Here is a 10,606-nt window from a genome sequence, read left to right as displayed (position 1 = left end):
CTGATAAGCAGCGATCGCATCCTCCCATTTTTCCTGTTCAACTAATACCTTAGCCAAACGATAAGCAGGTTCAGCCGGAGAAACGGATCGACGACGCCTTTTAGCCATAGGAGATACAACTTTGGGACTTTTAGCAAAATTTGTAGGTCGCTGTTCAATAATCATAGTCAATTATATAATAATTTATAGACACAAAATAAACAATTAAAACATTAAGAAAGCCTAGATAACCCTGCGGCTTGTTGATAAGCTTCAACGGCGGCTTCCACTTCTCCTTGTTGCCAGAGGACATCGCCTAACTTATGATGAACTTCCCATAACTCAGGCGACCTCTCCAGCACTTGCTGATAACAAGCGATCGCCTTTTCCGGCTGTCCTTGATCTAACCAAATATCTCCCAATGCTTCTTGAACAGAGATTAGATTCGGGTTTAAATGAACTGCTGTTTGGTAAGATTGGATCGCATCCTCCCACTGTTCCTGTTCTGCATAGATATCTCCTAAGATTTCATGCACTTCTGCATCTTCCGGTTGAAGTTGTTGCAGTTGCTCATAAATTTGTTGAGCCTGGGCAATTTGTCCTTGACCTTGTAAAGCTTGAGCCATTAACCGATAAGCCTTTGTCGTTGACTGAGGTTTCTGTTCAATAACGTGACGACAAACCTCAATACAAGCTTGCCACTGAGCCAACTTTAAATACTGATCGGCTTGTTCTAGTAATGCCGCTGGATTGGGTTCAACAGTTTCAGGATCAGGCTTTTGAGTAGTAGAATTGCTTTGGTTTTTATTGCCATGATCAACAGCAACGGTGGGATGGGTCAAAGACAATAGTAATTTCTGTTCTTCTAAGTGAGGTTTTGTTACTGTTTTTCCCAACTGGGGATGGCGACTCGCTAGATGGGGATCTCTGACTAAAGCTTGACCATAACAAATCATCGCCTGGGTTTGTTGTCCCCGTGCCACCAAAGCGTCCCCCAGTTGCAAACAGTCCTGTACTGAAATCTGTTCGGGTTCTAAGCGCAGCGCTTCATACAAACAATCCTCAGCATTATCTTGATTCCCAAGAGTTTGCCATCCCTGACTTAACTGTTGATAGGCGAAGGCACTGGGCTGAAACTGAATCGCTTTTTGATAGCAAGCAATGGCAGTTTTCCAGTTTCCTTCCTGGGCGTAGACTTCCCCCATCTTCAGATACCCTTCTGCCTGTTGAGGTTGCAGCTTAATTCCCTGTTGATAACAGTGTTTGGCTTTCTCCCTATTCCCCAACGCCGCCCAAGCTTTCCCCCACAGCCAATACACGCTGACGGCTTGGGGATAGGAAACAGCCAGTTGCTCACAGTCGTGAATGCAATCCTGATACTGTCCTTGCTCAAGCCGTCTGAGTGCTTGCTGATACTGGCTCGATTCTTCTAGGGATGTACCCACAGACACGGCCGTTGTTGTCCAGGTGTCTCCGTGATCACTCGCTTGTAACTCCCGCCTCGAACTCGATGGATACATCCGTAATTGTCCCGATAAAAACGTTCCAGCCAGCATCTGCAAGATTTGGTTTGAGTTGTGACTCCCCTGTAAAGATTGATTATTGTAGATTAAGGCTTGAGTTAAATTTTGCAAAGCCATTAATAGCCGAGGATTCAATTCTAAAGCGTGATGATAACAAGTTAACACTTCTTGCCAGCGACCTTGAACCACTAACGCCTTGCCTAAGCTATTATAGGTTTCAAAAGCTTTAGGATTAATTTGTAAGGCTTGTTGATAGTGTGCGATCGCTTCATCCCATTGTCCTTGAGCCGCTAAGACTTCTCCTAAGTTATGGTGAGCTTCGGCATAGTTGGGATCAAACCAAATCGCTCGCCGATAACAAATGGTTGCATCCAGTAATCTCCCTCGATTTAGGAATAAACTTCCTAATGCTAAATGCTCTTTCGGTTTAACGGCTTCTGGTTTTAAGCTAAATCCTTGATACCAATATTCGATGGCGATGTCCTGCTTTCCCATGCGATTTAACACTTGAGCCAAATTTCGATAGGCAACTGCTAAATTAGGATTAAGAGCGATCGCTTTTTTATAAGCTAGAATCGCCCATTTCCACTGTTGTTGTACTGCATATAAATTCCCCAAATTAGTATAAGCAATAGCATTTTTGGGTTGAAGTTTAACTAACTTTCGATAAGCTTTGATTGCTAGATCTAAACGTCCCAGTTGATTGAATGCTTTTCCTAAAATTTCATAAGCTTTACCTGGGTTCGGTGATTGAGCGATGACTTGCTGACATTGAGCGATCGCTTTTTTGAATAACTGATCATTCAAATCCTGTTCCGCTTGTTTCAAAATTTCTGTTTCATTTCCTGTAGAGAGGTTGCAGGCAACGTCCCTACAAGGTTTTGTATTAGAGAGAGCAATTTTTTTTGATTGGGTTGCTTGTTTTTGAGCCATTTTTAATGCAGCTTTAGCTTGTTCAAAATTTCCTTGAAGCTGTAGCACATTTCCTAATATTGTGTAAGCTTCTGCACAGTTTTTATCGAGGTTTAAGACTTTTTTACAGGCTAAAATCGCTTCCTCAAAGTTCTTTTGAGTTAAATGCTCTTTCGCCTTTTTCAACCCATTTTCTAATGCCATTACATTAAGGTTTGAGGAGAACATCATGGGCTTGGTATCACAAGAAGAATAGTTAGATTTAGCCGTTTCCTTTAGAAGATCAGAAACTTGAATCAATGTCTCTAAAGATTTAACCTTAATTTGCAGATCTTCAACTAAAGGAGTTGGGTACATCAGTTGTCGCAAAAAAGAACACCCTAAAGCTTCTCCTTGGATAGAATAATGTTTCAGTCCCAATTGCTGACTAATCAGCCAATAATAAGGGCGAATATAATGGGGAGAAACTAACTCCACTACAACGGTATTCGGTTGACAAAAAACCAGATTTGTTAATCCCGCCCCATGAGGTGCAATAATGACTTCAGCTTGCGAAAATAAATCAGCCTGTTCTTGAACTGTCAAGGTTTCTAACTCTATCGATACAAAACCCCATTGATTCAAATACTCTAAGATTTCTGCTTCATTCAACAGTCTTCGATATCGAGCTTGGTTGCGACTAATATAAATTCGTTTAGGATAGGATTGTTTTTGTTCCCCAATATCAGTTAAAAATAAACTTCGCAAAAACTTAATCGTATTAGGGACTACCCAACCCACCGAAGCCGGATAGGAAGGGACAATTAAACTAGATGCTTGCAAATAAGAAACTTGATCACTTTCTATAATTTTATCACCCGGAATCCCTAGTTTTTCTAAAGTTTCCCGTTGAAAGCATTGTTTTGTTGAATTAATTAAGAACCCATCTATTGTGTTTAAATCAATATTATTATCTTCTAAAATTTTAATCCGGGGTAAAATATCAACCATCCAATGAAAATAGACATTTCCTGATAGTCCTGATAACACCACAACACGACCTTGAATGACTTTTAGGGGTGGAAGCTCATCTAACCCAAAAACCTGATGTTGACTCCAATCATAATTTGGACATCCCGGTAAAGGAGTCGGATAAAATTGAGACAATTCGGGAATTAATTCATTGTCTGAATTAAAAATTGCGATCGCATTACAGACATTCCACCAATGGGTTTGAGGAGCGACCCAAGCTCGTCCTTGAGGAATGATTGTCACCGTAGAATTAGGAGAGTTTTCTAGTAAATTTTCGGGAGCAAAATACTGCTCAATTCCGGGTGCAATTAACTGAGGTTTAAACTGTTGACGAATTCTTGTTAAGCAGGGTTTACAGTCTAATCCTTGACATTTAGGCTGATTGATATCCGAGGTTTTTGTAACTGAATTAGGAAGTTTGAATTGATAGCGTTCTTTGGCTGATTTGAAAATTAACTTCCCCTGTTCAACTTGCTGCTGTTTTTCTAAAACCTCACTAATTTTTTGATAAAGTTCTGTCTGATTAGGTTGTTGGGTTAAAGCTTTATGATATTGCAAAGCTGCGGCGTTAAAACGCCATTGTTTGGCTAAACAATTCCCCCAATTAATGTAGGCTTCCGTTAAGTCTGGCTGAGTATTAATAGCCTGTTTATAATAGTGTTCGGCTCTGGGATAATTGCGATATGTTAATAAAACATTGGCTAAATTTAAATAAGTTTGAGCTAAATATTTTTTAACAGAATTTATTTCTGGTTTGGATTTTTGTAATTCTCCTAAAAATTGACCACAAGCTCTTGTCACTTGCTCCATAAGATCTTCAGTTTTAAACTGTTCTGATGATTGACAATAGGCGGTGATCCAAGGTTGTTCTAAAGCTACAATGTCTTGAAGATAAATGATAGCTTCTTCGAGTTTCTTTTGAGCCAGCAATAGGGTTGCACATTGACTTTTCAGCGAAATCGAATCCGGTTGAATCTTTAACCCTGCTTCTAAATATTGCAACGCCAGAGAAAACAATTGATTCTGAGAAAAAATACCCCCTAAGTTTTCATAAGCTTTAACGAAACTGGGTTGAAGCTTAACTGCTTGTAAATAATTGCTGATTGCTGCATCTATATTTCCACTTTTTAAATAAGCTTCACCTAAATTATTATAAATTTCTGCTTGTTCAGGGTCAAGATCTGTGGCTTGTTTAAAAATTTCAATAGCTTGGGAATATTTTTCACTTTCTATCCATAAACATCCTAAATTATTATAAGCTCTGATGAGTTCAGGTGCAAGTTCTATTGTTTTTTGATAACTTTTGATGGCTGATTCAATTAAACCTTGATTTTGATAAACTACTCCTAAATTATAGTAAGCTTCTGCATAATTAGGGTTTTGTAGAGTTGCTTGTTGATAGCATCGAATTGCTGTCTGAAAATCCTGTTTCTGTTCAAAAATAATCCCTAAATTATAATAAACTTCTGGCCATTGAGGACGGCTTTTAAGAGCTTGTTGATAATCGGAAATCGCTTTGTCTAGTTGTCCTTGATTTTGTGATAACAAAGCTTTTTCAGCGAGTTCTTTTTCTTGTAAGTTTTCCATGATTCTGTCGTCACCAACACCCTAAAACTAGATCAATTCAGATTTTGTTAAAATTATTAATTTCCAACAATCAATTTAGGCTGTAGGGGGAAGGTTCTCTCATCCCTACAAAAACATCTAAATCTGAGATTTTAGTTTTTAAATTAGGTCAAAATTGTCATTGCTTAAGGTTAAGTTTTGACCCATATCTAATAGAGGAGTTACGCCTCCTTGTAGGTCAATATAGTACAGTAAACCCGTTTCAGGATCATAAATTAGATTGGCATCACCAGCATCCGTAGCATTTGCAGAGAAGTTAGCAAGGGTTTGGAATTCTCCGTTGGCAATTGCACCGGCTACACCTGGAGCGATAGCTGAGAAATCGGCAGCACTGAAGGCAATAACATCATCTGAAGGATTAAAATCAGTTAATGTATCTTTGCCCAAAGCATTAAAGTCTCCCTGATAAACAAAGGTATCTTTTCCGGCTCCTCCAATTAAACTATCATTACCTTTATCACCCGATAGGTAATCGTTCCCTTCACCGCCAATCAAGGTATCAGCACCTTTACCACCATAGAGATAATCATCATTTAAACCACCATTGAGGGAGTCATCGTCGTCACCCCCATAGAGGCTATCAATTCCTGCTTCACCATCAAGAATATCTTTTCCTTTATCACCATAAAGCAGGTCATTATCTGCTCCACCGACAATTCTATCGTCGTCCCCCCCACCATAAATGATGTCATCTCCAGAACCCCCATCTAGGGCATCGTTTCCTGTTCCACCAAAGATGGTATCCTTGCCATCCTCTCCGAAAACCGTATCATCTCCTTCATCACCATAAATGATGTCATCTCCAGAACCACCGGAAATCAAATCTTTTCCTTTTCCGGCATGAATGGTGTCGTTCCCGTCTCCCCCCAAGAGGCTATCATCTCCTTGTAAACCGAGGATGGAGTCATCACCATCGCCGCCATCAATGCCATCACTTTTCTGGCCGGACTCGATGACATCATCCTTTGAACTTCCAGCCAATACATTAGGCTGGTCGAGTGAGCCCACTATTACTACCCTTCCCGTTTCATCTAGTGACTGGCTTGCTGGTGGGGTCGGATTTTGTGTGATTTTCTCGGTAACAGCAGCCTTAATTGTTTCTGGGACGGTTACATCTGGAAAGATTAGGTTGGACATAGTTTCAAGTTAAGTTAAACCCCATGATTAAATCATTAGGGCAATGTAGATGCAGGAATTCAAGACAAAAAAATTGGAAAAACAGTAATGTTCCTGATTGGCTTCTATGCTGGTATGGAAAGCATGAACAGAGAACAGGCAACAGCACGTCGTAAGAGGGTTTAATAACTTAACAGTGTTTTAACTGTAGGGCACATTGCGACAATCTTAATCCGTAGCACTGCATTTGACAAGAGATATTTTTGCAATTTTTTTCTTCCCTACAAATACGGATCTTTGACATAAATTATTATTGGCATAGTAGAATCTTCGTTGCGTGATTTACGGAGGGTTTCAACACGAGATTCGGGTGAGCAATAGCCCACCCTCTGATTCATTTAACCTCTGATTTTTTCCGACCAAACGCGAGTCGGTAAACCCCAAACATAAATGAAACCTTCGGCTGCTTTATGATCAAAAACATCTTCAGCGCCGTAGGTTGCTAAGTCGTGACTATAGAGGGAATTTTCAGATTTGCGACCCACAACGGTTGCATTTCCTTTCAATAATTTGACCCGAACAGTACCAGAAACTCGTGCTTGAGTTTGTTGAACAAAAGCATCTAAAGCCGCTTTTAATGGGCTATACCATAAACCATTATAAACCAACTGACTATAGGTTTCTTCAATGCCTCGTTTATACCGAGTCACATCGGCGGTTAACGTTAAACTTTCTAAATCTCGGTGGGCATTAATTAACACCATCATCGCCGGAGATTCGTAAATTTCCCGTGATTTAATCCCGACTAAACGGTTTTCAATCATGTCAATCCGTCCGACTCCATGATTTCCGGCAATTTCATTTAATTTTCCAATTAATTGAACGCCGTTCATGGTTTCCCCATTTAAACTGATAGGAACCCCATTCTCAAACCCAATTTCAATATATTCCGGTTCGTTAGGGGTTTCAGCAATGGGTTTGGTCATGGCATAAACTTCTTCTAACGGTTCCGTCCAAGGATCTTCTAACGGCCCTGCTTCAATGGCAATTCCCAATAAGTTTTTATCTAAACTGTAGGGAGAGGATTTTTTGACCGGGAACGTAATCCCGAATTTTTCCCCATAGGCGATGGTTTCTTCTCGACTCATTCCCCATTCCCGCGCGGGAGCGAGAATTTTCAATTTCGGGTTTAATGCACCTACAGACACATCAAACCGCACTTGGTCGTTGCCTTTTCCGGTACAACCATGAGCAATGGCGTCCGCCCCGTATTGTTCGGCGACTTCCACTAAGGTTTTGGCAATGAGCGGACGAGCTAAGGCGGTTGCTAAGGGATAACGATTTTCATACAAGGCATTGGCTTGAATAGCGGGAAAAGCGTAATCTTTAACAAAGCTTTCCTGTACATCAATCACTAACGATTCTACAGCACCAGAGTCTAAGGCTTTTTGTTTGACTGGCCCTAGTTCATCACCCTGTCCTAAGTCTACGGCGAGGGTAATTACTTCTTTAACGCCAAATTCATTTTTTAAGTAGGGGATACAAACGGAGGTATCCACCCCACCGGAATAAGCAAGCACAACTTTTTCAGCGCGACCCATGATTAATATGTTCTCCTGAAGTAACCAAATGTTACATTATCTCGTCTTTGATGCTCTTTGGATGTCAGGGATTGAGAATATTTAGTTTAGGGTCGCAGAAGCAGGAGGCTAGATTTTCTGCCTGTGAGTGGTTAATAATAAGATTGATTGAGGGTTTAGGTTATAAAAACTGTGTTTTTAAGTGTTGTCATTCCGACTTATAATCGTTTAGCGATTTTACAACAGTGTTTACAAGCGTTAGAACAACAACAATCTCATCACCCAATTACCGATTATGAAGTGGTTGTTGTCGATGATGGTTCAACGGATGGAACGTTAATTTGGTTAGAGGAAAATCGGTTAAAATTGCCCCATGTTCGGGTATTGTGTCAATCCCATCAAGGGCCAGCCGCAGCCAGAAATTTAGGGGTAGAAGAGGCAAAAGGGGATATTATTATTTTTATTGATAGTGATTTAGTTGTCACCGAAACGTTTTTACAATCCCATGCCAATACTTTAGCTGAAGGATACAAAACCTCAGATAAAATTTTTACCTATGGTCGGGTGATTAATACTTGTAATTTTGATAATCCCACGTCTGAACCTTATAAAATTACAGATTTTTCGGCGGCTTATTTTGCGACGGGAAATGTTGCGATCGCTCGTTATTGGTTAATTGAAGCGGGATTATTTGATTGTCAATTTAAACAATATGGTTGGGAAGATTTAGAATTAGGAGTTAGGTTAAAAAAGTTAGGCTTAAAATTAATAAAATGTCCTGATGCTGTCGGTTATCATTGGCATCCGGCTTTTAATTTGGAACAATTACCTCAATTAATAGACCGAGAAATTCAACGGGGAAGAATGGGGGTGTTATTTTATCAAAAACATCCGACTTTTGAAGTTAAAATGATGATTCAAATGACAATCTTACATCAAATTTTATGGGGGTTATTGTCTTTAGGAGGACGGTTAAACGAAAAAACAATGGCGGGATTGCTACAAAATTTAATTAACCAAGGAAAATCTCAACTCGCCTTAGAAATTGCTCGAATTTTCCTAAATTGGTATAATGTTAAAGCGGTTTATTCGGCTTACAGTGAATTAAAGCCTTAACAGTCATTGATTCTCAAAACGCCATGATTGACAATCACTTAATAATATCAGGATTTACGCAAAAACCCGGTTTCTGAACCCAAAATCAAGCTTGTCGCTCTGAGCCTCAATGAGAAACCGGGTTTTTTAACTTCTTGTGCGTAAGTCCTGAATATTATAAGCTAACAGTTAGAGGGTTAATAATTGACCTTGAATCAAAAACAATATGAAGATCAATATTTTCGGTTTTATTTATATTCAATTAAGGAGTTATTTTTTCCTAAAGTTTGATTAAAATAAAACTGAATTTGCCCCAATAACCCTGGAAATTTTGCCAAAATACAAGATATAGAATAAAGCCAACCATCAGCAGGAGAAAAACCATTTTTTTGGGTAAAACGATAGGTTTTATAAATTAATAAAGGATAAGCGAGTAATAATAATAAACTTTTGAGGTGAGTGGGGATGATTAAACTAACTGCCAAAAAAGGAATAATTAATCCCCATAACCAAATACTGCGAGTTTCTTTGATCCAATGATTTTCAGGAGGGTTTCCATGTAAATAAGCACCTTCTGCATAGGCGTGACCTGCTCTTAAATTCCGTTTCCACCATTGACTCAATCGCGTCATTTGAGCATCATGGAGGGTCATTTCTGCATCTAAACGATAAATTTTCCATTCCTTTTGTCGGAGTCTAACACACAATTCGGGTTCTTCCCCTGCAATTAATTTAGGGTTAAATCCTGAGACTTGTTGTAGTGCTTCTACTCGCATCATCGCATCCCCTCCACAGGCTTTTGTTTCACCGATGGGGGTATTCCATTCAATATCACAAAGACGGTTATAAATTGACGCATGGGGATAACGTTCTCGGCGTCGTCCACACACAACAGCAATATTCGGATTTTCATCTAATTTTTGCTGTGCTGTTGTTAACCACCCGTCTACAATTTCGCAGTCTCCATCAACAAATTGAATATAATTTAATTGGGGATTTTTTGCTAATAAAAATTCCCACCCTGTGTTTCGAGCCCGTGCGGCGGTAAAGGGAATGGATAAGTCTAATTCAATCACATCTACACCGAGGGATTTTGCCATTTCCACAGAATTATCCGTTGAACCTGAATCAACATAAACGGCATTTTCTACCTTTCCAATCATTGAAGATAAACAGTTGCGTAATCGTTCACCTTCATTCCGTCCAATGGCAACTAATCCAATATTAGTCAAGATTAACTCTCCTCAATAAAATTCTATAATTTGCTCAAATTTAATAGCCAGTATACACAAGGATTGATACCGTTTAGGTTACGTTTTTTTAACCCAATTCAGCCCTTGATTTTTGATTTTTAATTTAAAATTATCACAGGATAATTCAATGCCTAACTGTGAACCTAAAATGGCTAAATCTTGATCAAAAATAAACCGTAACTTTTCATAATTATCAGGGGTAAGTTCTGGCTTTTTTTTCATAGCCCACCAACTTCTCACCCAAGTCCGAACCGATTTAGGAATCAATAATTGCCGCAATTCTCGCAGACCCGGAGTTTCAACTAAAAAATCTCGCCATGTACTTTTTCTAATGCGTTCTGATGAAACATTTTGTGCTTGTAAATCAAAATTCCATTGAGGCTTTTGATCATAACCAATAAACTGACAAACCCGTTCTAATTCTTCTTGGGGATGAGATAACATCCGTTCAAAAAAAATAGGTAAAACTCGATCTTTCCCCCAGGTTTCAAAATAAGGTTGAAGTTGCATC

The 10,606-nt window shown here is 39.3% G+C and carries 6 protein-coding genes; 1 reads left to right on the top strand and 5 read right to left on the bottom strand.

Features of this window, described 5'->3' with window-relative positions:
- Nucleotides 1-212: 212 nt before the first annotated feature.
- The 3 genes from ACKPEB_RS11100 to ACKPEB_RS11090 all read right to left on the bottom strand — a co-directional run bounded on the left by ACKPEB_RS11100 (nt 213) and on the right by ACKPEB_RS11090 (nt 7,768).
- On the bottom strand, nt 213-5,012 hold the full coding sequence (locus tag ACKPEB_RS11100) for a tetratricopeptide repeat protein (RefSeq protein WP_408964953.1): 4,800 nt from the start codon (nt 5,010-5,012) through the stop codon (nt 213-215).
- 138 nt (nt 5,013-5,150) lie between these two features.
- Nucleotides 5,151-6,059, bottom strand: coding sequence for a calcium-binding protein (locus ACKPEB_RS11095; RefSeq protein WP_408964952.1), 909 nt, complete (start codon nt 6,057-6,059; stop codon nt 5,151-5,153).
- 506 nt (nt 6,060-6,565) lie between these two features.
- Nucleotides 6,566-7,768 (bottom strand): argininosuccinate synthase, encoded by a 1,203-nt coding sequence (locus ACKPEB_RS11090; RefSeq protein ID WP_408964951.1) that lies wholly within the window; start codon nt 7,766-7,768, stop codon nt 6,566-6,568.
- Nucleotides 7,769-7,939: 171 nt separating this feature from the next.
- On the opposite strand from ACKPEB_RS11090, the gene ACKPEB_RS11085 reads away from it, so the two are divergent.
- Nucleotides 7,940-8,863: a glycosyltransferase family 2 protein gene (locus tag ACKPEB_RS11085; RefSeq protein WP_408964950.1), complete on the top strand. Its 924-nt coding sequence runs from the start codon at nt 7,940-7,942 to the stop codon at nt 8,861-8,863.
- 227 nt (nt 8,864-9,090) lie between these two features.
- On the opposite strand, the gene ACKPEB_RS11080 is transcribed toward ACKPEB_RS11085, so the two are convergent.
- Nucleotides 9,091-10,074, bottom strand: coding sequence for a glycosyltransferase (locus ACKPEB_RS11080; protein ID WP_408964949.1), 984 nt, complete (start codon nt 10,072-10,074; stop codon nt 9,091-9,093).
- Between the two features lie 78 nt (nt 10,075-10,152).
- On the bottom strand, nt 10,153-10,606 hold a 454-nt coding region (locus ACKPEB_RS11075), incomplete at its 5' end, for a sulfotransferase domain-containing protein (protein WP_408964948.1).

It is taken from the genome of Planktothrix sp., from assembly GCF_046067725.1.
GTDB lineage: Bacteria > Cyanobacteriota > Cyanobacteriia > Cyanobacteriales > Microcoleaceae > Planktothrix.
The sequence above is the reverse complement of the archived record's forward strand: the minus strand, read 5'-3'. Positions and strand labels throughout refer to the sequence as shown.

Excerpts from the sequence above, each read along its gene's own strand:
- ACKPEB_RS11100 (WP_408964953.1), bottom strand. The coding sequence starts at position 5,012 with ATGGAAAACTTACAAGAAAAAGAACTCGCTGAAAAAGCTTTGTTATCA.
- ACKPEB_RS11090 (WP_408964951.1), bottom strand. The coding sequence starts at position 7,768 with ATGGGTCGCGCTGAAAAAGTTGTGCTTGCTTATTCCGGTGGGGTGGAT.